Source organism: Allobosea sp. TBD101 (genome assembly GCF_059817965.1).
In genome coordinates, this window is the sequence record NZ_CM187543.1 from 5387856 (window position 1) to 5412846 (window position 24991).

Sequence of the window (24991 nt, forward strand, 5' to 3'; positions counted from 1 at the left end):
CCGGACGCCGCCATGTCAGTGCTCCGCCCGGGAGTCGAGCGCCGCCGTCAATTCGTCCTGAAGCCGGTGGAACAATTCGGTGCGCGTGGTTTCGACCGTTCTCGGCCGCTCGAACGGCACGTCGAGGCTCTGGATAACGTGGCCGGGCCGGCCGCTCATCACCAACACGCGGTCGGCGAGAAACAGCGCCTCATCGACGGCGTGGGTCACGAGCAGCGTCGTCAGCTTCTCTTCCGTCCAGATCCGCTGCAATTCATGGTTCATATGGCGACGGGTCACTGCGTCGAGCGCGCCGAACGGCTCGTCGAGCAGCAGCACTTCCGGGCGCAGAACCAGCGAGCGTGCGATCGCCACGCGCTGGCGCATGCCGCCGGACAATTGCTTTGGCCGCGCGCGTTCGAGCCCGGTGAGGCCCACCAGGGCGATGAGCTCAGTGACCCTTTCCCCATCCACGGCCAGGCCGGAAACGCGATAGGGCAGTTCGATATTGCGGCGCACGTCCAGCCAGGGCAGCAGCGCGTGGTCCTGGAAAGCGACTCCGAGCCGGTGATCGGCGGCGAGCGCGGCCGGCGGCTTGCCCTTGACGGTCACTCTGCCCCCCGTCGGTGTGTCGAGCGAGGCGATCATGCGCAAAACGGTGCTCTTCCCGCACCCGCTCGGCCCGATCAGCGCGACGAATGATTCCGCCGCGATATTCAGCGACATACCCTCGAGCGCGACCAAGCGCTTGCCGTCGTCGAGACGGAATTCCTTTGCAACGTCGTGAACCTCGACCGACGGAGCTTGATCGGCGGGGGCGTTCATGCGGATCGTCTCTTGCCGTAGTGGTCGATGGCTTTGTCGAACCGCGCCATGATTTCGGGAAGCCGCCGGGACAGTCGATGACGCAACTCATCCATGTCCACGGTCAATATCTCGCGGTTCTTCATGACAGTCCTGCCGTCAATGACAACCGTGCGAACGTCGCGCCCCACCACGAGATTGGAGGCCACAAACAGCGGGTTGCCGGCGCTGAACTGATCGATGTTGTCAGTGCCGGCTAGGATGATGTCCGCGCGCTTTCCAGTTTCGAGGCTGCCGATTTCATTTTCCACGCCCAATGCGCGGGCGCCGCCATTGACCGCGACCGAGAGAAGCTCCTCGGCCGACATCGGGACCCTGATATGATAGGGGTGCCCGATCGACGCTGCCTGGCCGATGCGCGCGGCGTGGGCCACCGCGAACAGATCGAGCGAGCCGGCAGACGCCGCTCCATCGGTTCCGAGTCCGATGGCGATCCTGCGCCGCCACATTTCCTGAAGGCGCGGAATTCCCACCCCGTAATTGCCCATCGCGCAATGGCAAGCGGAGACATTGTGCTTCTCGTAGAGGTCGACTTCCTCCGGCGCCAGAATGATCGAATGGGCGCAGTGGAGATGCTTGCCGAGTACCCCAAGATCATCGAGATACTCCGCCGGCCGCTTTCCGAAGTGCTCCAGCGCGTAGTCGATCTCGTAGGTGCCTTCCGATAGGTGGGTATGGATCTTTACGCCCATCTCCCTGGCAGCGGCCGCAAGCGACTGGATGAGCTCCGGCGAGCAGACGATGATCTGGCGCAGCGAAAGCCAGCCCTTGACCCGCTCTTGCGTGCTCAGCCGCTTGACCAGGGCTACGTTGCGGTCGTAGGCCTCCTTAGTCGTCATGATCATGGAGCCCGGAACGCTGCTGCCGCCAACATCCGTGTTCTGGTCGACAGTCGAAAGCGACACGAATCCGCGAATGCCCACCTCGATGGCGGCGCGCGCCATTTCATCCGGGTGCGGCCCGCCGGCTTCGGCGAAGCATGTCGTGCCTACTGTGAGCATATTGGTATAGGCAACGAGTCCGCTCAGATGGACATCCTCAGGATCGAGTAGCCCTTCGAACGGCACGTAATAGTTTTTCCACGGCGGGTTGCGTAGCGGCCCCCGGCTGCGCAACGCGGAAAGCTTTCCGCGGAGCAACTGCTGGGCGGTGTGGACATGCGCGTCGATCATCCCAGGCATCGCGACCTGGCCGCTTCCGTCGATCACGGAGGCGGGGCGGCCGATCTTCTTGCCTTCGGCGGCGGACCCCATCCAGACGATCGTATTGCCTTTGATCGCGATCGCCGCATCCTTCAGTATCGTGCCGGCGGCATCCATGGTGACGATGTCGCAGCCAGTGATCAGCAGGTCGATATCGGACGGAAGCGTGTGGTCCTTCCCGTTCGCAGCGGCGCTCATGGCTTGCCCTCGTAGGCTTCCTGAACGACCGTGAAATCGGCGATTGTCGCGATGTCGGGAAGCTTGGTGCGTCCGGTTGCCCGGGCGGCCTTGGACATCTGCCCCTCGATGAGTTCCTTGTCGAGCGAGAGTGGCAGCTTGCCCGGCTCGGCATAGCGCGTCAGCGGAATCTGCAATTCGTTCTGGCGGGTCTGCTGCTCAAGATCGAGGCCGAGATCTGCGCCGTATTTCTCGACGACGAGGCGCGGGGCGACGGTCGGATCTTTGCTGTTCAGCGCCCATCCGTCGATCAGCCCGCGGATGTAGCCGACGACCGCGGCCCTGTCGCTGTTGAGGAAGGACCGCGTGGTCAGAATGATCGAGCCAAAGGTCCGAAAGCCGAGATCGTCGAAGAATACGAAATGGAAATCCTTGCCGGCCCTCAGGCCCATCTTTTCAAGCGTGATGGGCTGGTTCGTGCTGAACGCCGTGAAAGCGTCGCCATCCCCCGCTAGCAGCGGTTCGGGAGAAAAGCCGGTCGGAACCCAGGTCCAGTTGTTCGGCAGCCCGGCGAGCGCCAGCGTAGCGTCGATAGCCGTCTTATCATTGGGGGCCTGGGCGAGGATCTTCGCACCGACGAGGTTCTTCGGCTCCAGGACCGGCTTCTTGGCCAGCGAGATCAGGCCATGCGGATTGCGCGGGAATGTCGCGCCAACCATCACGAAATCATTGCCTCGGTTGACGGCATCAAGGAACTGGAGCCAATTCGAATAGGCGATGTCGGCCTTGCCGGCAGCAAGGGTCACCAGCGATGCAGGTGCGTTGGGTCCGCCCGGTTGCCAGACTACTTCGACGCCGTGCTTGGCCATAAGGCTGTTTTCCTGCGCGAGCCAGTCGCCGGCATACTGGACGTTTGACACCCAGCTCAGTTGCACACGGGCCTTTTTGAGATTCTCTCCGAATGCCTGGCTCATAAGAAATGGCGCAGTCAGCCCGGCTAAAGCAGCGCCCTGTAGGAAACCCCGCCGATTCAATGAGTGCACCATTTTTATCCCGCTCTGTCGTTATTATTCCATAAACCTGAGCACAATGTAACAAATGTTGCAATAGTGCGGCGCGATAATTTTATCTCTGCATCGTGGCTAAAGCCGACAGAGCACCAACGGGTTTCGCTGGTCGACGGCGAACTTGCTCAAGCCGACGACCCGCGGGTTCAAAATCCGCCGCTCGATAAGGCTGCGAATAGCTAACACTCAACGGCAGCCGCCGAAGCTGTGAGCCTGAGTATTCTGGCCAAACCGAGCCGCGCAGGTCCGTCCCCTTTCCAATCGAACCGCTTTGACGAGACTGGATCGCCCGGTTGACGACTTGCTGCTTTAGTCAAAGACCGCCTTGGTCACAGGAGGGGCAGCTACAAGTGGATGCACCCGCAGGGTCGCCTGCGCGGCCGGTCGGGGACGATCGTGTCCGACTGTCAACGGCGGTCGGATTCCAGGCCATCGTGGCGGAGTAAAAGCAGGCCACTGGCGTTGGGGAGCGGCGGATATGGCGAGGGCCCCGATCGGGGCCCTCGCCATATCCGCTGTCGGGATTGATCAGGGGATGATCTCGCCGGTTTCTGGATCGGCGTTGTCTGGGGTGGCCTGGTTTTGCTCCGCCGCGGCGGTGGCGCGCCGGCGGCCAGCGGATTGCCTGAGGCGGTAGCTGTCGCCGTTCATGGCCAGGATGCTGACGTGGTGGGTGAGCCGGTCAAGCAGCGCGCCAGTCAGCCGCTCCGATCCCAGGACCGAGGTCCAGTCCTCGAAGGGCAGGTTCGAGGTGACGATGGTCGAGCCGCGCTCGTAGCGCTGCGAGAAGACCTCGAACAGGAGCTCGGCGCCGGTCGGTGACAGCGGCACATAACCAAGCTCGTCGACGATCAGCAGCTTGACCGCCTGCAACTCGCGCTGGAGCCGGAGCAGGCGCTTCTCGTCGCGGGCCTCGAGGAGCTGATTTACCAGGGAAGCCGCCGTCGCGAAGGCGACAGAGAAGCCCTTCTGGCAAGCGGCCAGCCCGAGCGCGAGAGCGACATGGGTCTTGCCCGTGCCGCTGTTGCCGAGCGCGATGATGTTCTCCCGGCGCAGGATGTAGCCGCAGCGCGCCAGCTCCAGCACGAGCATCTTGTTGAGGCTCGGGATCGCGGTGAAGTCGAAGGTGTCGAAGCTCTTCACCGCCGGGAAGCGCGCCGCCCGGATCCGCCGCTCGACCATGCGCCGTTCCCGGTCGATCAGTTCGAGTTCGACCAGCCGCAGCAGATAGCGGGGATGATCGACGCCGTCCCGGGCGCATTCCCGCGCGACCTTGTCGTATTCGCGCAGCACCGTCGGCAGCTTCAGATGCTTGAGATGATGCGCCAGCAGCACCTGCGGCGTTCCCGCCGTGGTGCCCGCCGGCATCGTTTCCTTCGCCGCGCCCGTCATGCCGCCGCTCCCGGCAGGAGCACGGCATAATCGGCTGCCGAGGTCGTCTTCACCGCCGTCTTCGGCAGGTGCGGATAGGCTGCCAGATCGAGACGGGCCGGACGCCGTTCCAGACGCGCCAGTGCGATCAGCTTCACCGCATCGAAGCCGATCGCACCAAGCCGGATCGCCTCGCCGACGGCGAAGCTCACGACCTCGCGCGGTAAGGCCTCCATCAGCCGCAGCACCTGGATGAACTCGCGCTTGCCGCGATTGCCCATCCGCGCCTCCAGCAGATGGCGCAGGTGCTGGAAGCTCTCGGGCAGGTCCCAGCCCTGGAGCGCCGCCGCCTGGTCGAGCGCGTTCGGTTTCTCCTCGATCAGCGCCAGATAATGCAGCGGATCGGCGACGAACACGCCTGTCCCGTAGCTGCGCGGATGCCGGGCGATCTCCTCGCCCCGGCACAGGATCACGACCTCCTCGACGAAGCCCTTCACCACCATGTCCTGGAAGCCATAGGCCGTCGGCACCGAGTAGTCGTTCGACCGATAGCGGACCAGCGCTGTCGACGAGACCCGCCCGCCACGCTTCTCGCACGGCTCCAGCGGCACCGCCGGCAAGGAGCGCAAGGCCTCACAATCGGCCGCGAGAAGCTCGCCGATCGTCTGCGCCTGTCGACCGGCCCGCTCGCCCTGTCGCCGGCGGCAGCGCTCGGCCAACATCGCGTTCAGCTCGGCGAAGCTCGCTGCAACCGGGATCGGCGTCATGAAGTTCGAGCGGGCATACTTCACCAGCCCCTCGACCTTGCCCTTGTCGTTGCCCTTGCCCGGACGCCCGAACCGATCCCGGAACAGATAGTGGCTCACCAACTCGGTGAAGGCACGCGTCCGCTCTCGCCGGCCATCGCCGCAGATCTTCGCCACCGCGATACGCGTGTTGTCGTAAAGCACCGACAGCGGCACGCCTTCGAAGAAGCCAAAGGCCGAGATGTGCCCGTCCAGGAATGCCTCCGTCGTCTCCCGCGGATAGGCCTTCACGAAGCAGGCGTCCGACTGCGGCAGGTCCAGGCAGAAGAAGTGGATCTTCTGCCGCACACCACCGATCACCGCTGTCGCCTCACCAAAATCCACCTGGGCGTGCCCGGGCGGATGAGCCAGCGGCACAAAGGTCTCGCGGCCCCGCGCCCGGCAAAGCCGCACATGGTCCTTCACCACCGTGTAGCCGCCGGCAAAGCCGTGCTCGTCCCGCAGACGCTCGAAGATCCGCTTCGCCGTATGACGCTGCTTCACCGGTGACGTCCGATCTGCCTCCAGGATCGCATTGATCACCGGCAGCAGCGGACCGAGTTTCGGCTTCTCGACCGGCTTTGTGCGCGTGTAGCCCGGAGGGATCGAGAAACGGCACATCTTGGCGATCGTCTCGCGGCTCAGCCCGAACACGCGAGCCGCTTCCCGCCGGCTCTGCTTCTGGTTGAAAACGAAATCGCGAACCGCCGCGTAGACCTCCACAGCGAACATCCCCGCCAACCCCGAAAGGGGGCAGCCTAACCAGTGGACGGCTTTTACGCCGCCCGCGCCAGCACAAGCGCCGACGCTTCACTGGATGGTTTTCTCACCGCCGTGCACATCGGCCCTCGCACCATCGTGCTTGCAGACAAAGCTTATGACGCGGACCGCATTCGCGAGCTGATCCAGGAACGGGGCGCCACGCCCAACATCCCTCCAAAGAGCAATCGGCGCTGGAAGCCCTGTTACAGTAAGCGCCTCTACCGCGAGCGAAACCTGATCGAGCGCTTCTTCTCCAAGCTGAAGCACTTTCGCCGTGTCGCAACACGCTACGACAAGCTGGCCGCCAACTTCCTAGCTATGGTCCAACTCGCCTCAATGCGTCTGTGGCTGCGCAATTACGAGTCTACGGCCTAGTCGGATCTCGTGTCCTGGCGCTCGGCCAAGTTCCGGGTGCCCTTGCAGGTGGGAAAGTTCACACAGCCGAGGAATTTGCCGTTCCTGCCGCGACGCTTGACGAGCCATCCGCCGGCGCATCGGGGACAGGCAGGAAATGAGGCGCCGCAGCTGCAAAGCAGATGGCCTGGATCAGCCATGGCTTTGATAGGCAGTCCGCTTCCACAGACGTTGCAGGCTTTCAGCGTCTGACCGCAAAGATAGCGGTGCTCGCATGCGAAAAAGGTTCCACCGCTCTTTGAGGATTGTACGAGCATCCGACCGCCGCACGACGGGCATCGGCGCTCGGCAATGCCGGGCTCGCCCATTTCCACGACCTGGTAATCGGGGTCTTCTGCGAGCTCCCTTGCGAAGCATGAGGGTTTTTCCCGATCTGCAAGAACGGTCACGGAATGCCGCGCGCGGGTCAGAGCCACGTAGAACAAGCGTCGCTCTTCAGCGTGCTCGAAATTCTCTGGTTTCGGCAAAACTAGGTCAAGAAGAGGGTCATCGACGATTTCTGACGGGAACCCCATCGTGTCGGAGACGGCGCGCAGGATAATAACATGGTCGGCTTCAAGCCCCTTGGAGGCATGTACCGTCATGAACCGGATCGACAGCCTGGGGAACTGTTCGGCGAACGAGGGGAGCGCCTGAGGGCGTGCATGACCGTATCGTCCCAGCAGGAGAACGCTGGTGCCGGTAGCCGCGCCGGAAGACAGGCGATCAAGCGTCGCTCTAAGGACATCGCCTTCCTGACCTCGATGGTAATAGGCGACCATGATGGCGGGGGTCGCGGTTGTCGCTGCAGGTTCGACGGCCTTCGTCATCTGAGCGGGGTTGCGCAGCACGAAGCGGCGCGCAGGATGGGCGATCTTATCAACACTGCGGAATGTGCGTCCCAGATCGACGATGCTGTGCATCTCATTGCGGCCGGCGAAATGGCCGCCAAACTCGGCGCCAAAATTGCGCATCAAATGGATGTCTGAACCGGCGAACCGGTAAATGGACTGCCAGTCATCGCCAACTGCGAACAGGCGAGCATCTTCATGCTGCGCCTTAAGGGCGCGGAGCAGCCGCGCTCTCCCTTCGGAGATGTCCTGGAACTCATCGACTAGGATATGCCGGTAATGGCTATTGTAACGGCGGCTCTCAACATGAGCTGTCGCGCGGGCGATCATGTCCTCGAAGTCAATCGTGTCGCCAAGGCGCGCTTCATAGGCGTCGATTACGGCGTCGAAGATCTTCAGGAATAAACGGCTGCGCTGTGCATCAGCCGATGAGTCGGCCCGCGCTTCGCACTGGGCCATGGAGGCTCCCGAGCTCTTGAAGTGCCTTAGGAACGTACCCAGCGTCTGCGTGAAGGAATCAACCTGTCCCATGGCGTCCAGGGTGCTAACCAGCTGGTCGGTGGCTACAGGCTTAAACGTGGCGTAGGGGGCGATCTTTTCTTTGAGGTTGTCGAGCAGCTTGCCGTCGACCTTCTCGTAGCTGAACGTCTCAATGAGCGTCGTGCCGTTCCTCGTGTGCAGTTGGCGCTTCCATTCCATGTCGGCAAGGTAGCGGTCGCAGTCGATATGGGGCGCGGTCGTGAGGCGGATTGAGCCGAGAGGTCCGCGCGCTTTGCGGACGCCGAAATGCTCGATGTAGATGCCGCTTTCCGTCAGCCGGAAATCAGGTCTATAGGAACCGCGTGCGTCCTCCGGGAGAGGACCTTCATAAAACGGCTCGTATTCGTGTGCGATGCCGTTGCGATAGAGCCAGTTGGCGATCTCCCATTCTTCAAAGCTCCTGACGAGATCGCCGTTCAGGGTACGGAGCCGATGGGCTTCCAGCCATTGGAAATAGCCGTCGCCTGTCTTGAAGTCCCATTCGCTCTTGTACGGCAAATAGAATTCGGAGAGCCAATCCAGAAGCAGCTTCCCGACGTCGGCATTGGACGCGACTTCGTTGAGCAGAATGTCGCGCAGCAGCGCTCGAAATTTCGCCTCCTCGCTGGCATGTTCGGCCAGCGCCGGCCCTCGGCCCTCGACCTCGCGGATGATCCTGTTGCCGAGCGCGTGAAACGTCATGGCGTCAACTTCTGCGCCGGCCCGTTCCCTGATGCGCGCGGCCATCTCGATGGCGGCGCCCTTCCCGAAGGCGAGGAGCAGTATGCTTTTTGGGGGGCGGATGTCGCGTTCGATCAGGTAGGCGGCCTTTGCGACAATGACACTGGTCTTGCCCGAGCCCGCCCCGGCGAGGACAAGCGTCGCATCCTCGTCCGTGACCACGGCCAGGCGCTGCTCAGGCGTCAGAGGGTTCTTCTCGATCGTATCGAAGAATTCCTTCATGTCAGCGAGGTCAGAGTCGATGAAGCGCTGTACTGCGGCCCGGCGCGCGTCTGCAGGCTCCGCCTGGAATACGCGGACCGCGTCGATGAGCTTTTGCTGGCGCTCCGGCAGGAAGCCCTCAGGTATGGTCGTGGGCAAGGAGCCGATAAGGGCCGTCGCGCGCACAAAAATGGGGGCAAGAAGGCAGGCCGCGGGGTAGCGGCGCGGCCGGTCAAGGCGGCTGATAGCCTCGAACAGCGCACTCAGTTCGTCTTCAACCGCTTCGAATTCCCTGAGGATATGTTCGCGGAAGGCTTGGTTGGCCGCGGAGATGAAGTTCGCTGCGTCATGCTGGGTAACTCCTACAAGCCTTGCGACCTGCCCTCCTGCAAGCGGCACTTCTATCGTTCTAAAACCTAGTGTGCGGGCAATTCGGGCTGGACCGGTCCAAGCGGCAAAAGGCGCCTCAAGACGCCCACCGAGGAAATCGAGCCCTGAGGCACTCTGCTCTGCAGCCCATGACGCGTGGCCGAGAAAGCGGAGAATGGCTCCCAGCCATGGGCGTCTTCGGAGCTGCCGGCGCAATGTCATCTTCAGGCCGCTCCCTGCGGAAGCTGCTGGGCCGTTCCCGCTGGGGCAATGGGAACAATGACGGCGCGACCTTTGAAGCGAGCGCGGACGGATTCAACGAGCTGTTTGGTAAGCATGGCGTCGGTTCGCTTTTCAGCGTTCGCGGCAAGGACTGCGAAGATCGAAAGGATAATGGGGGCGCCAACGCCCGCGGGTTCATCAATCTGCAGAAGGCGGCACAGCATGATGCTATCGATCGGTAATGACGCACCTGCCGCGGTACAAGGCCACGGCCAAGCGCCAACTCCGCGCATCCAGCATCTGCCGAGAAGCGGACGTTCCATTTCCGTCTGCTCTCTGCACGCGATGCGTCAATTCGATGGCAAAAAGATTGGCGTTGCCGGGATCTAAGTCCGACGCGCGAACCCGATCCGCTTCGGCGCAAGCCCGCTGACAGGGTAATCGCAGGCTCCAGATCGACGCGGCCAAAGATGCAGATCGGCATGCCTATCGCCCCTTGCGCTGATCCGCGGCACCAAGCACGGCGACGCCGATCCCGATCGCCAGCAGCACCCACCCGATCCACCCCGCGCTTTGGGGGATGTCGAGCTGAATGCCAAAGTATCTATCGAAGGCCCATTCGATGAAGACTTGGAACACGCCGGTGATAGCCGTAACGCCGGCGCCCGCGATCATCGTCCCAAGCCGCAGCAGCGTCGTGCCCCAAAGCCAGCGGAGAAAATCGAAGATTCGGTCCCAGCCATCCTTCTTGCCCTGCACTGGCGGAACCCGGGTCAGGTCGATGCCGATCACCTCAACATCATCGAGCGTGGGCACCTGGTCTTCCCGAGCTTCCCATTGCGCCTGGGCTGCAGCCACGGTCCCCTTTAGAGTCGGGAGCGGTGACCACGGCCACCGCCATCGCTTGGAACGGGCCAGATGGAAAACGGCAAGGACGCCGCGTTGCGACGTGTTTCCTGCCTCAAGAGTGTCGATCCAGGACACCGCCGGCGCGTCCTCGGACGTGCCGGTAGCCAGCGGCTGGGCGGCTGCATACCCCACGCCGGATAGCACCAGCGAAGGCGGCACCCCGGCCAGTGCAGCTACGCTGTAAGCGTTGTCGGACAGGGCCTCCAGCCGGGCCTGCAGCAGCGCCCGCGCAGCTTGTGCATCGGAAATGTCCAGCACCCCAGCGTCGAGCGATCGGCTCTCCTCGGCCGCCTCCTTCAACTGCAGCAGTCGCAGTCTCGCGGTGTCGCCGAGCTGGCGGGCGCTCCGAGGGCGGCGTTCGAAGTGCTCGCCTAGATAGGGGATGTCGTGGGGCTCGAACGGTTCGAAGTCACCTTCGCGCTCAGCCTTGCCGCGAAGCAGCCTCGAGAGCCATTCCCGGCCCGGCTGCGACGTCGCGATTTCGCGGAGCGCCAGCAGCGCCTCCTTTCCAGGCTGGTCGCGCAAGTGATCGAGGATGCTGTCGCGGGCATCTTGCGCATCGTCGCGCAATCCGGGGCTGTAGACACCTGAACCAGTGCGGTGAATATCGTCTGCTCGCCGAATGTAGTGGTGCAGGATGTCATAGAGCCGGCGCAGCGATCGAGGCTGCATGAAGGCCGACCGGGCCACCGGCCCGGCGTGGAAGTCCCCTCCGAACAAGGCAACCGCCGTGTGCATGGCTAGCTTGGTCGCCTGCTTGGCCGGAAGCGCCGCGAGGTGGCCTGCGAAGGCCGGGACCGCTGCGTCCGGCTCTACGCCCATCCACACCGCGAACCACTGTCCAACGTGCGAAACCTCCGCCACGACCCGGCTTTTCGACCGCGCCAGGGCGGCAATGGCCGCATCAGGACCGCTAGCGCTCCTCACGATCCTCAGCACCTTGCTCAAGGCGCCGCTATCCGCCGGCTCATGCTCGTGCAGCAGCTCGATCAGCATCAGCCCCAGATCGTCCCAGGCCCATTGGCCCGACCAGCTCACGTTGCCGAGGACGTCATTGCCCCGGTTTTTTGCGGCGGAACCGGTCAGTTCGTACCGGATCTGGGCAAACAGGAAGGCCGCCACTGCTTCGCGATGGTGCTCGTAAAGCGCGGGAAACCACGCCGGGAAGCCGTTAAGCTCGAACACAGCATGCCGCGACGCGATCTCGATCTCATTAGCACTCAGAGTTTTGAGGATCGAAGGCGTCTCTCGCGTCTCGATATCGAGGCCAGCAAGGCCCAAAATAGTGGCGAATGCCGTTTCATTTGCAGGCGCCCCTTCCGATCGGAGCGTCGGCCGGTTGAGGCGCCAGAAGTTCTGTGCCGCGTCCCTGAACAGCTGCGCCAGGTCGTCCCCGAAGTCCGCGGCCAGGCCGCGCCAGTCATAGCTCGACCAGTGGTTCTGATGCTGGCTGTCCCGGGTTCGGTCGAAAAGGTAGCGGATCGCTCTCATTTGGCCCGCCCGCTCAGGGTGAGAGCGGAGATCGGTACGCAATTGTTCGAGATGCGCGGTTAGATTGTCGCGAGAGTCCCCGAGTTCTCTCGCCTCGGCCGCCTGACGCTCCTTGTCGCGGCGAATCCATCGCCGCTGTTGGGCCTTCAGTTTGCGCCCCTCTGGATCGGCCCCAGGATGTAGCAGTGCTTGCAGCCGATCCGCCACTTCCCCAGTTGCTGCAGCTCGCTTCATAGCGGCCAGCCAATGCCGTGGCCGACCATTGTTCTGGTAGATATGGAAGGCCAGCGTCAGGGCAACGAGTTGATCGTCTAGCAACGGCTTCGATGTCATCGCCTCGACCGTAAAGGCGAAATCGTCGGCGCCGAGCTTCCAGGAGGCACCATAGTTTGCCGGCTGCCACCAATCGGTGACACGCGGCCCGCCTTTTGCGTCCTTGCTGATCCGCAATTGCTCGACATCATGCCAGAACTGCGCCCGGTTGAGCTCCGGCCACGCCTGAACAAGTTCGGCGAACGTCTCTCTTTCCCCCGACAGTACGTCACTCTGGTAGGCGGTGCTCACACGGCGGATGATATTGTGAGCGGCAGGCGTCAGCACGATCGGGTCACGCTCCTGGATCAGCCGATCCACCGCCCGAGAGGCCGCGACCAGCACCCACTCGAAGCGCTGCGAGACCTGGTTACTCCGGTCGCTGAGCATCGGCGCGGTGCCCAACAGCGCCTCCAGACCGACCACCAGGGCCGGGTCGATGGCCGGGCTCCGCTCCACATAGGCTGCGAGCTCATGCGACAGATGATCGACGGCGTGCTTCTTTTTCGGCGCCACACGCCCGATCGCCGTGAGCAACCAGGCGACGCTCGCCGGTGTGCCGGGCAAGCCCGAGATCAACTCGGACAGTAGCCGCCGGTCGAGATCGCCGGGCTCCGCCAGGACCGCCTGGCGCACCGCGTCGATTTCGGGTTCCGTCCCGATCGCATTGAGGGCGCGGACGGCCGTCAGGCGGCGATAGCCCGCATCGGCGGGATCGATGGCCAGACTGATGACTTCGGAGGCGAGGTCGCGAAGCTGTCCGAGCCAGACCATCCTGAGCAGAAAGGGCGCGACTTCCGGATCGTCCGTGTAGCGATGCAGCAGCACCCGGATATCGTCCGCAATGTCCTCGTTTGCGAACCGCTGTACGGCCGAGTAGTCCTGCACCGAACGATCGGACGTGTGCTTAGAAAGTTGCCTGCAAACGTCAGCCAGGATTCTCTTGCGATCGGCCAAAGGCAAGCGGCTCGGGTCCCCGCCTTCGAAGACCACCTCCGGTGCCAGTGCCAGCACCCGCCGTCGGATGCCTTCGTCCATCAGCATGAGCCAAGGCAGCACCGGGCGCAGCAGCGGCGACAGCACCTCGATCCCGTACTGGCGGCGGAAGAACAGCTGTTCCAAGCCAAGGCGCGACGGCGCCTGCCCGAGGCGGTCAGCGAACCATTGCGCCGCCAGGAATTCACGAACCGACCGGTGATGGAACCGGATCGTCCCGTAGATGGCGCTGTCGAACAGGGGCCGTTGCAGCAGCACCCCCGCTTCGGCATCGGTCCACTGCGGAAGAACTGTGGAGATGGGAACGCCATCGGTGGTATCCGCACCATCGGGCACCCGAATAACCGGCACTCCGGTCAACGTCACGGCAGCGGCCAAGGCCTGTGCACCCAACTTGGCCCTCTCGGGTGACAGGGCGTTGACATCGGCCCGGTTCTGATCGCGCTCCTCTAGCCGGCGGTCAATGCTGGCGGTCAGGATCTCCCACCGCGAGCCGATTCTGCCATTGACGCGCCAGAAGTCGACCAGCTCGTCGAGATCCTGGGGCCGTCCCGTGAAGCCCTTCGCATCGGCGCGTTCTACGGCGTCAACGAAGGCAGTAGGATTGTCGACCCCACGGACGGCGGCAAAGCGACTAACCTGATCGTCGCCCAGGTCCTCGAGGGTGACCAATCGGTACCCGGATGTAGCGTCGCCTTGGACACGTTCCGTTCGGACAGTGTCACCATCCATCACATCGTCGCTCTCGCTAGTCCGTGTATTGGTATCCGGTGAAGGATGCGGCAGCAGCTCGACGCACAGACTCAGGTCGGTCGCAGGTCGCCAGGCGCTAATGCGGCTGGTCAGCACAATGTGGGCTCGGGCCTTCGCCGCGCCCAGCACGTTGGCGAACTTTCGGATTGCGGTCCCGAAATCGCTAGGATGGCGCAACCGTGCCTCGTCCACGGAGTCGAGGAGCAGCCAGGCATCTTCCTGGCCGGCCAGCCACGCCTCGAAATTCTGATGCTGCTCCGGCTCGAAAGCGAGCTCGAAATTCTCCGCCAGCAACTCCAGGCGAATGAAGAATGCCACCTTGCCCTCGTGGCGGAGGCGGCCGGCAAGATTGCGGATCTCCCAGGTCTTTCCGGCTCCCGCCTCGGCCAATACAACCACCCGCATTTCCGGGCAGAGCTCGGCCCATGTGCTCGAAGCGCCCGAGCCCATGAGTCTCTGTAGGTCGATCTCATCCGTCAGGTTCTCGCCCACAGGGATGTCACGCAGCGTGCGACCGAGGTCGATGAATTCGGACTGACCAGACGTCGAGGGATTGACGAGCTTGTGCATTCCTCTTGCTAACATGCTCGCGGAACGACGTGATCGAGCGGACAGCCCTATTCACATGTAACCTTTGACGAAGGTCCACACGTGGGACTCAGACCGCGCCTCTGTGACCCGCGAAGATGTGACCTGGCCCTCACCAACAGTCGCGCTGAATTAGGGGCCTGTTTGCCTTATGCTCGCCTGCCGCCCATCAGAACCGCCTTGGCCAGCTCCGGCCACTCGGTGCCGACCTCATCGCACCGCCCGGGAGCAGACCTTCCAATTGTCAGCAATGGGCCAAAGGTTGCCATCGGCGGTACCGGTCTCGCCGGTCTCACCGCTGCCTACCGGCTCCACCAGGTTGTGATGTTCAAGGGCTTCAGACACGCAGCCTACGCAGACGCTGAGTACGAGCTGGCGTAGGATCAGCCGCACGAAAACTCGCCGCCTGCTTACCCCCTGCTTACCCGTAGCCAGATACCAGCTCGCCGAAGAAGTCCAACATATTGAATTTAAATTCTAATATTCAAAGCCACAGATCGTAATGACTGCCCTCCTTGGGCAGGTCGGCCGGGGCGAGATTGACGGTGACGCGCTTGGCGGGCAGCGCGAGTCCTGAAGCGAGAAGCGCGGCGCGAACCCGCTCGCGGCTTTCGGCCACGGCCTTGTCGGGGAGGCCGACCAGCACGAAGGCGACGCCACCCGGCGCGATCTGGACCTGAACGTCGACGGCGCGCGCCTCGATGCCCTCGAACGCCACCGTCGCGACCCGCGCCACCATGTCGGTCCCGCTCCCCTACCCCATGGGAAGGCTAGCGAAGCTTTGACGGCAACGCAAGAACATACAGGGAACTCAGCAGACCGAAAGAAGGGGAGGCCATGCCTCCCCTTTGCATCAGGCCTCGACGCCGAGGCCGATCTGGCAGGCGACGCCGGTGCCGCCCAGGCCGCAATAGCCGCCCGGGTTCTTCGCCAGATACTGCTGGTGATAGTCCTCGGCGAAGTAGAGTGTCGGCGCCTCGCGGATCTCGGTCGTGATCGGACCGTAGCCGCCGGCGGCCAGCGCCTTGCCGTATTCGGCGCGCGAGCGTTCGGCCGCTGCCTGCTGCCCGGCATCGTAGGTGTAGATCGCCGAGCGATACTGCGTACCGATATCGCCGCCCTGGCGCATGCCCTGGGTCGGGTCGTGGTTCTCCCAGAAGATCCTCAGCAGGTCCTCATAGGCGATCTTCCCGGGATCGAAGACCACGAGGACGACCTCGGTATGGCCGGTCAGGCCGCTGCAGACCTCCTCATAGGTCGGATTGGGCGTCGAGCCGCCGGCGTAGCCGACGGCGGTCACCCAGATGCCCTCGCCGCTCTGCCAGAACTTGCGCTCGGCACCCCAGAAGCAGCCGAGGCCGAAGACGGCCTTGCGGGCTCCCTCGGGATAAGGGCCAGCCAGCGGGCGGCCGTTGACGAAATGGGTTTCGGCGGTGGGAATCGCCGTGGCACGGCCGGGCAGCGCCTCGACGGCGGTCGGAATCTCGGTCTTCTTGCGCAGGGAGAACATCATTGGCTCCGTTTCGTTCGAGCTCGACGCCTATGTAAGCGCCCCGGGCCGGTTCGGACAGGGGCGGGATCGCAGGCGACCCATCACCGACGCGTGACGATGCCGATCACCTCGTCCGGGCGCCGCCCCAGCCAGAGCAACGCGAAACCGAGCAGGAGCGCAGCCGCGGCCACCGGAGCGCGCATCACATTCAGCAACAGAGGATCCCAGAGCCAGGGATGGAGATTGCGCTCGATCGCCGGCTGGATCGATTGATAGCGTTCATGGATGATAGCGGTCAGCACCTCACCGAGCGGCGTGAAGCGCAATCCGGCATTGGCGATCGATCGGGCGCCGTCGATCACAAGCGCGACGAAGCCGGCCGCGACGGACAGATAACCGATCAACCGGAGAAGAAACCGCACCACCTGCTCCCGCCGCGATCCACCGGGCTGCGCCGCGAACCTCCCGGCCGACGCAACCGTTCCGGCGACCAGATGTGGCCTTGCCAGCCGCAGATCGCAACCGATTTACCGGGATTGTGCAAAACACTGCATCTCGGCCCTTGAAAGATCGTGGGCCGGCAGTCATAAGCAGCGCGCCGGACAGGTGGCCGAGTGGTTGAAGGCGCACGCCTGGAAAGTGTGTATACGGGAAACCGTATCGCGGGTTCGAATCCCGCCCTGTCCGCCACGAAACTCCATTAAATATCTGAAGAAAATAGATATTTTCGCGAGCTTCGACTCCTGCCCCATTGTTTGCCCCATCACCGCTCTTTGCGTGTCGAATTTGCGATGCGCCGCGAGATTGTCGTCCGGATGGGCTCGAATCGGATTTTTGCGACGCACCCCCGCCTTTCCCAGAGGGGCGATGTCACGGAGCAACAAAAACGGGGCGATTTCCAGCTCTGTGTCGCCGCTGGCTCGGCGCCTTTTGAAAAGGAAGAGTTCGCTGTCGCCGCAGGTCTGGATGTTCGAGACCGACATTCCGGCGGAAAACGGACGCGCCAGGCGGTCTTCAGGTCATCCAAGAACCTAGAGCCCGAGGCGAGATCTAACCCATTGCCGACGGCCCGAATGTCCGCTCCCCGGCGGCTCGACACAGGATGGCTCAGGCGGGATCAACGTCGGACGCGATATTGAGTCGGCGTCTCTTCCGTTGCCAGTGGGAGAGCGATTTCGGCATCGATGCGCACGCCGAATGCCGCGATCGCAATGGCCCCCGCGGCCAGATTGTCGCCGCCCAGACAGCCGCCGGCGCCGCTTTTTTGGCGTGACGACCTCTATGCTTTTCACAGTGATTAGCGGCGTTCCGTGCGCGTTTCACGTTTGGCCGCTCTCATCCGAGACGCCTTGTCGTCAGGGAAAGGCGCCCGGGGGCAGCGGCGGCTCCGCATTGAGCAGCGTGATCGTCACCCGTCGGTTCGGCGGGATGTAGGGATTGTCGAGGAAGAGCGGCTCGGTGTCGGCGCGTCCCACCACGGACGTAAAGCGGTCGTTGGGGAGCCCGGCACCCGACAGGATCTCGCGCACGGCGAGCGCGCGCCCGGCGGTGAGGCCCCAGGAATCGACGGCCTGCACCGTGCCCGGGCGTGCGGCGGCCGTGTGGCCGCTGACAGACAGTTGGTTGGGCAGCCGACGTATTGTGGGCGCGATCGCCTCCAGCACGAGACGGGTGCGCTCATAGGGCTGGACCGAGCCCTCGGGGAACATGGAGCGGCCGTTATCGTCCACGAGGGACACGTTCAACCCCTCCTTGGTCTGCTCGATCACGATGTTGCGCGACAGATCGGCAATTTCAGGCATGTTCTGGAGCGCCTGCCGGAGGCTGGCTATGGCGCTGTAGTTGACCTGCACGCTGGCAGCCCGACGGCTGCCCTCGCGGTCGCCGCCGCCCGCGCTGGTCGGCCGCGCTTTGTCATCCTGCCCGGTCGTGTCCCTCGCCACGTCGCGGGGCGCCGACGTCTTGTTGCCCGCCTTGTCCAGGGCGGTGCCCATCAGGACGCCGCCAGCGCCACTGGTGCCGGGGCTCAGAGCAGACGTCGGCGCGAAGTATTCCGCCAGGCCGTCCTTCTGCTCCTGCGTTGTCATGCTGATCAGCCACATCAGCAGAAAGAACGCCATCATGGCGGTCACGAAGTCCGCATAGGCGATCTTCCAGGCGCCGCCGTGGTGGGCATGAGCGGCCTTCTTGACCTTCTTGATGATAATCGGCTGGGTCGACTTGGCCATCGCGTTCCTGCTGGAAATCGGGTCAGACGCTGGCGGGCAGAGCGGCGGTTGCCGCTTCCACTTCGGCGAAGGTCGGGCGGACGTCGCTCATCAGGGCCTTGCGGGCAAATTCGACCGCCATCACCGGCGGCTGGCCGCTGATATGGGCGAGGAGACCCGCCTTGAGTGAAAGGAAGTACTTGGCTTCCGCCTCGAAGGTGCTCTTGAGCGACGCCGCCATGGGCGCGAAGAAGCCGTAGGCGACGAAGACGCCGAAGAAGGTGCCGACGAGCGCGCCACCGATCAGATGTCCCAGCACCTCCGGCGGCTCCTTGATCGCCCCCATCGTCTTGATCACGCCGAGCACGGCGGCAACGATGCCGAGCGCCGGTGTTCCGTCGGCGATCGACTGCATGGCCGAAACGATACGCTCCTGCTCCTGGTGGTGCGTCTCCAGCTCCTCGTCCATGAGATCGCTGATCTCGTGGACGTTGTTGGCGCCGAGCGTCAGCATGCGCATGTAGTCGCAGACGAACTCGACCGCGTGATGGTTCGCTGCAAAAGTCGGGAACGCGTTGAACAGCGTCGACTCGCTCGGATTCTCAATGTGCTGCTCGACCGCGAGCATGCCCTTCTGCTTCACGAGCTTATAAAGCGAAAACTGCATCCCCAGCAGTTCGACATAAGCTTCCTGCTTGTACTTGGGGCCCTTCACGATGGTGCCGAGCATGGAGGGCACGGCCTTGAGCACCGGCCCGGGGTTGCCGATGATGAAGGCACCGATCGCTGCGCCGAGGATGATGACAAACTCGAACGGCTGCCAGAGGACCTCGAGATGGCCACCCATAGCCGCATAGCTGCCGAAGACGCAGACGAAGACGATGATTGAGCCGACGATCAGCCGCATGGTTTGCCACCCTCGCGCCGCAGCAGGTACCGCCCGCGCGAAGCCACTACTACTAGTCAGACGAAATGACCGATCGAGGTTAAGGGCGAGTTTATGGCCTTGACCCGCAGGCTTGTAAGCATCGTCCTCCGGCCACGGCTTCGGGCCTTGGGACGTAGGCCCAGGGGAGTAAATCGGGGTGCAACATGTCTCCGCACCCCGGTGATCGGCGTCCGACAGGGCGCCGTCCCCCCCGGGTCATCTGCGCTGCGCCACTTTGCTGTAGCGCGGCGAGGCTGAGGATGACGCGGGTGAGAACCAGGTGGACAACATGTGCGAGCGTTTCGTCGCGCCGACGCAGCGCTTCGCAAGCGACAAGCAGCTGAACGCCTGGCTGGCCGCCCGCGTGAGGCATACGGGTGGTCCACGATAGCTCTCGCGATTCCCCTGGAGCGCTGACGAGTTTGATCGGCAGCCCGGTCTTCGTCAGGCTGTTGATCCGGGTTCAGCCGGGCCGAGAACGGGCAGGCAGATCCACACGCGCCGGCACCGTCAGAAACGACCTCACCAGCGCAGGAAGCGCGGCAGGATCAGCGCTCCCAGCACCGCGACGATCGCAGTCGCGAGCGTGTACCAGGTCGCCAGAAAGGGAGCCGTGTCGTCCGGGCAATGCAGGCTGTAGGCGACGGTAGCCAGCCCTGCCGAGGCGAGGCCGGCACAGGCCCCCGTCAGGGCGCCGTCGACCGGCGCGCCACGGCGTGCCAGCAACAGCAGCACGACGAGCGGCAGCAAGGCATAGAGAGGCACAGCGATCAGGCAGGCTTGCCAATGGCGGCCGAAGATCAGCGTGTCCCATTGTTCGGCCGGCGCCTGCGCCAGCGTCAGGAGCGCCCAGCCGGCCACCACCAGGAGCGGGATCGCGACGACCGGCAGGCGCCGCGCCGGCTTCAACCCCGGCCGCAGGCTGCTCTGGAACAGCGTGAGCGCGACGGCCGCGATGCTGGCGCCGAACAGAGCCTTGGCGATGACCGGGAGCGTCGTCCAGGCGCCGGCAAGATCGGGCCGGGTTCCGAGCGTCAGCAGGACGAGCCCGGCCGTGGCCGCAAGCGCCGCGAAGGCGCTGAGCCAGGTCGCACGGCGCAGCCAGCCGGTATCGACCGGGCGGCTGCTCGCGCTCATCAGGGTGATCAGATCGTCGGTCTGCATGTCCCGACCCTCAAGGATGTTCCGGCCTTCTTAAAGTTCGCGAGGAGCCGGCGAAAGGTTACGGACCTTGGAATGCGCATCGGCTGCATCATGGCCCCGTCCGGCGTTTCGAGAGGAATTTCGCCATCGCCTGCAGGCCGCGATGGATCGCGACCTTCGCCGCCGTCTCCGTCATTCCGGCACGGCCGGCTGCTTCGGCGACGCTGGCGCCCTGGAGCTTGACCTGATCGATCAGCCGGCGCGTACGTTCCGGCAGCATGGCCATCGCACGCTCCAGATCGAGCCTTGCCTCGGCCGCGACAGTCTCCGACGGACCTGCGAGCTGATATGCTTCGTCTTCGAGCGGCAGGGCGCCGGCATGGCGGCCGGAACGGCGCAGATGATCGACCAATTTGTAGCGCGCGATGGCATGGGCCCAGGCCGTCACCGGGCTCGCGGCATCGTAGGTGTGGCGCGCGAGGTGCAGCGCCAGCAAGGTCTCCTGCAGCACATCCTCCGCCTCGCTCGCCTCGGTCCGGCCGGCGCGCGCCAGCATCTGGCGCAGATAGCCGCGCAGCCGCACGCTGATCGTGTCGAGGAAGAGGCGATAGGCTGCGGCATCGCCGGCAAGGGCCGCGAGGAAGATCGGTCGGAGCAGGGTTTCGAGCTCTTGCAGCGACACGTCTTGCGCTTTTTCCAGGAGGATTCGCAGCTCAACTCCGTCGCATGGCGGGCGCAGGCTCACAAGCCCGCGATGGCGAGGTGAAGCGAACCCGGCGCCCCGCTACGCTCGCGCGGGAGCCACGAAGCTTCACCCGCAGCGGAGACATCAGGCATGGCAACAAGGCTGAGGCTCGCCGGCGCGATGGCCGGGTTTTGCATGGTTGCTTCGGCGCTTGCGCAGGAGCCGGGCCATGCTCAGCCCGGCAGCGCCTGCCCCGCCGATCGGGGTTGCAGCGTGACGAGCGGCAGCTATCGCATCATAGTGCCGCCGCAGGCTGCGGCAGGACGGCCGGTCGGCGCCATCCTGTATTTTCACGGCTATCAGGGCTCGGCCGAGGAGGTGATCGCCGATCCCGTCTTCGCCGCCGTCGCCCGTCGCCTCGGGGTCGCACTGGTCGCGCCCGACGGCGCCGGCCACTCCTGGTCCTTCCCCGGCTCTCCCGCGAAGCAGCGCGACGAATTCGCCTTCGTCGGGCAGGTTCTGGACGATGTCGTCGCACGTTTTCCCATCGATCCCCGCCGCATCCTCGCGAGCGGCTTCTCTCAGGGTGGCTCGATGGTCTGGTCCCTCGCCTGCCGCACGCCACGGCGCTTCGCCGCCTTCGCCCCGATCGCCGGCGCGTTTTGGGAGCCGCTGCCCGCAAGCTGCGAAAGCCCGCGTCCACCGCTGATCCATGTTCATGGCACGAGCGACATGACGGTTCCGCTCGCCGGCCGCACGCTGCGCTCCGGCGCCCGGCAGGGCGATGTCTTCAGGAGTTTCGCGATCATCGCGCCTGGCGGCTGCACGGCCGGCTGGGCCGGAAGCACGCGCGCCGCCAGCGGCGCGGGCGAACTCGCCTGCCGCGTCGCCAGCGGCTGCGGCGGCCCCTCACGGCTGGAACTCTGCCTGCATCCTGGCGGTCACGACGTTGTTGCGGCCTGGGTCGAGCGCGCCTGGCGTTTGACGATGCCGGCCGGATCGCCCGTTGCCGCAGGGCGCAGCAGCCTCACGTCTCCGTGATCGTGTAACCAAACGGGCGCCCCGCGCGATCTCTCCGGCATGGCCGCTGCGGCGGCGAACGGAGAGAGAGACGATGCGCCACGAACGGATAGCGGCCGCGGGGCCGGCCGGAACCCGTCCGGAAGAATTCGTGACCGGCGCCGATCTCCTGGCCGCCACGCTCGCAGCAGCCGGTGCGACCCATGCCTTCGGCATTCCCGGCGGCGAGGTGCTGGCGCTGGTCGATGCGCTCGAACGTGCCGGCATCCGTTTCGAACTCGCGCGGCACGAGAACGCCGCGGGCTTCATGGCGGAAGGGCTCTGGCACGCGACCGGCGCCCTGCCCGTGCTGGTCGCGACGCTCGGTCCCGGCGTCGCCAATGCCGTCAATGTCGTCGCCAACGCGCAGCAGGATCGCGTGCCGCTGGTCTTCGTGACCGGCTGCGTCGACCAGGAACTGGCCGAAAGCTACACCCATCAGGTCTTCGACCATCAGGCCGTATTGCGCCCGCTGGTCAAGGCCAGCTTTCGCGTTGCGCCGGGCACCGAGGCTCTCGTCGTCGCCAAGGCCGTCGCACTCGCCCGGAGCGGCCGGCCGGGACCGGTCCATATCGACCTGCCGATCTCGATCGCCGACGCCCGCGCGGCCTCGCATGCGACCTACGTCATTCCGCCTGCCGCTCCCGCGATTCCGGCCGATATTTGGCCTGCGCAAGCCCTGATCGCCGCCGCGCAGAGGCCGCTCGTGATCGCCGGGCTCGACCTCGTCAATCAGGACGGAGGCGGAGCAGCGCTCGATCGCTTCCTGGCCGCGACCGGCGCGGCGCTCCTCACCACCTACAAGGCCAAGGGGCTGGTGCCGGACAGCGATCCGCGCGTGATCGGAGCTGTCGGCCTCTCGCCCAAAGCCGATGCGCTCGCCCGGCCGCTGATCGAGACCGCCGACCTGATCGTGCTGGCCGGCTACGATCCGATCGAGATGCGCCAGGGCTGGCGAAACCCCTGGCCGGCCGGCAAGCCGGTCATCGACATCGTCGCCGAGCCCGTTCAGCACGGCATGCATCATTCCAGCCTGCTGCTGGCAGGCGATGTCGGCTCGATCCTGACCCGCCTGTCGGACGGACTGACAGGCGGCCGGACCTGGCCTGGCCGCGAACCGACGACAGCGCGCGAGGCCTTCCTTGCCGCTTTCGCCGATCCCAAGGAATGGGGGCCGCACGCCGTCTTCGAGACCCTACGCTGGATCGCACCGGCAGGTACGGTCGCAACGGCCGATTCCGGCGCGCATCGCATCCTGCTCAGCCAATTGTGGAGCTGCGACGGGCCGCGCCGCCTGCTGCAATCGAGCGGGCTCTGCACCATGGGCTGCGCCCTGCCGCTGGCAACCGGCGCCGCCCTCGGCGCGGGCCGCCCGACGCTGTGCTTCGTCGGCGATGCCGGGCTTGAGATGGTGCTGGGCGAGCTGGCGACGCTACGGGATCTCGGCCTCCCGGTGATCGTCGTCGTACTGGTCGACCGGGCGCTCGGGCTGATCGCGCTGAAGCAGCGTCAGCTCGGCCTGGCCCGCGCCGGCGTCGATATCGGCGAAACCGATTTCGCCGCGGTCGCGCGCGCGATGGGCGGGCATGGCGCGACGATCGAGGATCGCGAGACGCTGGCGCGCGAAGCCGAAGCGGCGTTCTGGCGCAGCGGCTTCACGCTGCTCGCCTGCCGTATCGACGCCGCGAGCTACGAGGGAGCCTTCTGATGGCAGGTCTCACCGCCACGCCGGCAAAGCGGCCACGCGACGAGCGGCTCGACCTGTTTCGCGGCCTGACCATGCTGATCATCTTCGTCGCGCATCTGCCGGATAACAGCTGGAACGCCTGGATTCCCGCGCGCTTCGGGTTCTCGTCCGGCGCCGAGCTCTTCGTCTTCTGCTCCGGCATCGCCAGCGCGCTGGCCTTCGGCGGCGTCTTCACGCGTCGCGGGTTGTGGCTGGGCACGGCGCGCATCGCCTACCGGATCTGGCAGGTCTACTGGGCGCAGATCGGCCTCGTCCTCGCACTGATCGCGCTCGCCGCCACGCTCGATCGCATCTTCGGCCTAGCGGAGATCGCGCGGCAGTTCGCGCCGCTGCTGTCCGATCCCGAGCAGGCGCTGTTCGGCCTGGTCACGCTGACCTGGCAGCCGGACTATCTCGACATCCTGCCGATGTATCTCGTCATCCTGGCGCTGGTGCCGGTGATGATGCTGGCGCGGCACCTCCATGCCGCCTTGCCCTTGCTGACCGCGGCGGCGCTCTATGCGATGGTCTGGGCGACCGGTTTCAATCTCTCCGGCAATCCCTGGAACGGCACGGGCTGGTTCCTCAACCCCTTCGCCTGGCAGCTGATCTTCTTCATCGGCTTCTTCATCGGCATGAGATGGCTGCCAGTGCCCCAGCTCGGCGACCGCCGGCTGATGCTCGCTGCCGCAATCTTCCTGCTGCTGTCGCTGCCGCTCTCCTTCTGGGGCATCCTGGAGCATTGGCCCTTCGCGCAGGCCGTACGCGACCTGCTGATCCCGGCCAGCGAGAAGACCGATCTGCATATCCTGCGCGTGCTGCATTTCCTGGCGCTCGCCTATCTCGTGCTCAGCCTGATCGAACCCTGGCGGGACCGGCTCGACCGCGGCGCGGGCCATCTGCTCATCCTGATCGGGCGGCAGTCGCTCGCGACCTTTCTGGCGAGCGTCGTCCTGTCGCGCCTGCTCGGCACGATCGCCGACATGGCCGGGCGCGGCGAGCTTCTGGTCGCGCTGCTCAACCTTGCCGGATTCGCGCTGATCCTCGCCACCGCGCTCGTGGTCAGCTGGTTCAAGAGCGCCCCCTGGACCGGCCCGGCACGCAAGCCTGCGCCGGAGCAGCAGGGCGCATCCGCTGGCCCGGCGCGGATCACACGGGTCCGTGAAGCAAGTTGAACGCCGGTTGATCGCGCCGTTGCG

At 64.8% G+C, this 24991-nt stretch carries 17 protein-coding genes, 1 tRNA gene and 2 pseudogenes; 6 read left to right on the forward strand and 14 right to left on the reverse strand.

What is annotated here, in order from left to right; translation table 11 throughout:
• Positions 1–15 precede the first annotated feature (15 nt).
• The 5 genes from AC6RIC_RS26085 to istA form a co-directional block, all read right to left on the reverse strand.
• Entirely contained in the window at positions 16–804 is a 789-nt protein-coding gene (locus tag AC6RIC_RS26085) for an ABC transporter ATP-binding protein (RefSeq protein WP_499734551.1), read from the reverse strand.
• The gene (locus AC6RIC_RS26090; RefSeq protein WP_499734552.1) at positions 801–2243 is read right to left on the reverse strand and encodes an amidohydrolase family protein; all 1443 of its coding nucleotides are present in this window, start codon (positions 2241–2243) and stop codon (positions 801–803) included. The genes AC6RIC_RS26085 and AC6RIC_RS26090 overlap by 4 nt, the downstream gene beginning before the upstream one ends.
• Positions 2240–3196 (reverse strand): ABC transporter substrate-binding protein, encoded by a 957-nt coding sequence (locus tag AC6RIC_RS26095; protein ID WP_499734553.1) that lies wholly within the window; start codon positions 3194–3196, stop codon positions 2240–2242. Before AC6RIC_RS26095 ends, AC6RIC_RS26090 begins: the two co-directional genes overlap by 4 nt.
• A 621-nt stretch (positions 3197–3817) precedes the next feature.
• A complete protein-coding gene (gene istB, locus AC6RIC_RS26100; protein ID WP_499734554.1) occupies positions 3818–4681 on the reverse strand; it encodes an IS21-like element helper ATPase IstB in 864 nt (287 codons plus the stop codon).
• Positions 4678–6177: an IS21 family transposase gene (istA, locus tag AC6RIC_RS26105; RefSeq protein WP_499734555.1), complete on the reverse strand. Its 1500-nt coding sequence runs from the start codon at positions 6175–6177 to the stop codon at positions 4678–4680. The genes istB and istA overlap by 4 nt, the downstream gene beginning before the upstream one ends.
• A 123-nt stretch (positions 6178–6300) precedes the next feature.
• Between istA and AC6RIC_RS26110 the strand changes: the two are divergent.
• Positions 6301–6582: pseudogene (locus tag AC6RIC_RS26110) on the forward strand (IS5 family transposase); the annotation flags it as partial.
• Here the strand turns inward: AC6RIC_RS26110 and AC6RIC_RS26115 are convergent.
• Complete coding sequence (locus AC6RIC_RS26115; RefSeq protein ID WP_499734556.1) at positions 6579–9311, reverse strand: UvrD-helicase domain-containing protein; 2733 nt, start codon at positions 9309–9311, stop codon at positions 6579–6581. The pseudogene AC6RIC_RS26110 and the gene AC6RIC_RS26115 sit on opposite strands and share 4 nt — an antisense overlap.
• 158 nt (positions 9312–9469) lie before the next feature.
• Between AC6RIC_RS26115 and AC6RIC_RS26120 the strand changes: the two genes are divergently transcribed.
• A complete protein-coding gene (locus tag AC6RIC_RS26120) occupies positions 9470–9745 on the forward strand; it encodes a hypothetical protein (RefSeq protein WP_499734557.1) in 276 nt (91 codons plus the stop codon).
• Positions 9746–9989: 244 nt separating this feature from the next.
• Here AC6RIC_RS26120 and hyoA read toward each other — a convergent pair whose 3' ends face one another.
• The 4 genes and pseudogenes from hyoA to AC6RIC_RS26140 form a co-directional block, all read right to left on the reverse strand.
• A complete protein-coding gene (gene hyoA / locus AC6RIC_RS26125; protein ID WP_499734558.1) occupies positions 9990–14534 on the reverse strand; it encodes an NACHT domain-containing antiphage protein HyoA in 4545 nt (1514 codons plus the stop codon).
• A gap of 511 nt (positions 14535–15045) precedes the next feature.
• Positions 15046–15291 (reverse strand): annotated as a pseudogene (locus AC6RIC_RS26130) (magnesium chelatase domain-containing protein); the annotation flags it as partial.
• A 114-nt stretch (positions 15292–15405) separates the two neighbouring features.
• Complete coding sequence (msrA, locus tag AC6RIC_RS26135) at positions 15406–16062, reverse strand: peptide-methionine (S)-S-oxide reductase MsrA (protein WP_499736662.1); 657 nt, start codon at positions 16060–16062, stop codon at positions 15406–15408.
• An 83-nt stretch (positions 16063–16145) separates the two neighbouring features.
• Positions 16146–16466 (reverse strand): hypothetical protein, encoded by a 321-nt coding sequence (locus AC6RIC_RS26140; RefSeq protein WP_499734559.1) that lies wholly within the window; start codon positions 16464–16466, stop codon positions 16146–16148.
• Positions 16467–16644: 178 nt separating this feature from the next.
• Between AC6RIC_RS26140 and AC6RIC_RS26145 the strand changes: the two genes are divergently transcribed.
• Positions 16645–16734: transfer RNA gene (locus AC6RIC_RS26145), tRNA-Ser, on the forward strand.
• Between the two features lie 665 nt (positions 16735–17399).
• Here AC6RIC_RS26145 and AC6RIC_RS26150 read toward each other — a convergent pair.
• From AC6RIC_RS26150 to AC6RIC_RS26165, 4 genes are all read right to left on the reverse strand, one after another.
• Entirely contained in the window at positions 17400–18272 is an 873-nt protein-coding gene (locus AC6RIC_RS26150) for a flagellar motor protein MotB (RefSeq protein WP_499734560.1), read from the reverse strand.
• A gap of 22 nt (positions 18273–18294) precedes the next feature.
• Positions 18295–19158, reverse strand: a complete 864-nt coding sequence (motA, locus tag AC6RIC_RS26155) for a flagellar motor stator protein MotA (protein ID WP_488849048.1) — start codon at positions 19156–19158, stop codon at positions 18295–18297.
• Positions 19159–19701: 543 nt separating this feature from the next.
• A complete protein-coding gene (locus AC6RIC_RS26160) occupies positions 19702–20343 on the reverse strand; it encodes an NrsF family protein (protein ID WP_499734561.1) in 642 nt (213 codons plus the stop codon).
• 88 nt (positions 20344–20431) lie between these two features.
• Positions 20432–21004 (reverse strand): sigma-70 family RNA polymerase sigma factor, encoded by a 573-nt coding sequence (locus AC6RIC_RS26165; RefSeq protein WP_499734562.1) that lies wholly within the window; start codon positions 21002–21004, stop codon positions 20432–20434.
• A 153-nt stretch (positions 21005–21157) separates the two neighbouring features.
• Between AC6RIC_RS26165 and AC6RIC_RS26170 the strand changes: the two genes are divergently transcribed.
• The 3 genes from AC6RIC_RS26170 to AC6RIC_RS26180 all read left to right on the forward strand — a co-directional run bounded on the left by AC6RIC_RS26170 (position 21158) and on the right by AC6RIC_RS26180 (position 24967).
• Positions 21158–22048, forward strand: a complete 891-nt coding sequence (locus AC6RIC_RS26170) for a CE1 family esterase (protein ID WP_499734563.1) — start codon at positions 21158–21160, stop codon at positions 22046–22048.
• 73 nt (positions 22049–22121) lie between these two features.
• A complete protein-coding gene (locus AC6RIC_RS26175) occupies positions 22122–23774 on the forward strand; it encodes a thiamine pyrophosphate-binding protein (RefSeq protein ID WP_499734564.1) in 1653 nt (550 codons plus the stop codon).
• Entirely contained in the window at positions 23774–24967 is a 1194-nt protein-coding gene (locus AC6RIC_RS26180) for an OpgC family protein (RefSeq protein WP_499734565.1), read from the forward strand. The genes AC6RIC_RS26175 and AC6RIC_RS26180 overlap by 1 nt, the downstream gene beginning before the upstream one ends.
• Positions 24968–24991 lie beyond the last annotated feature (24 nt).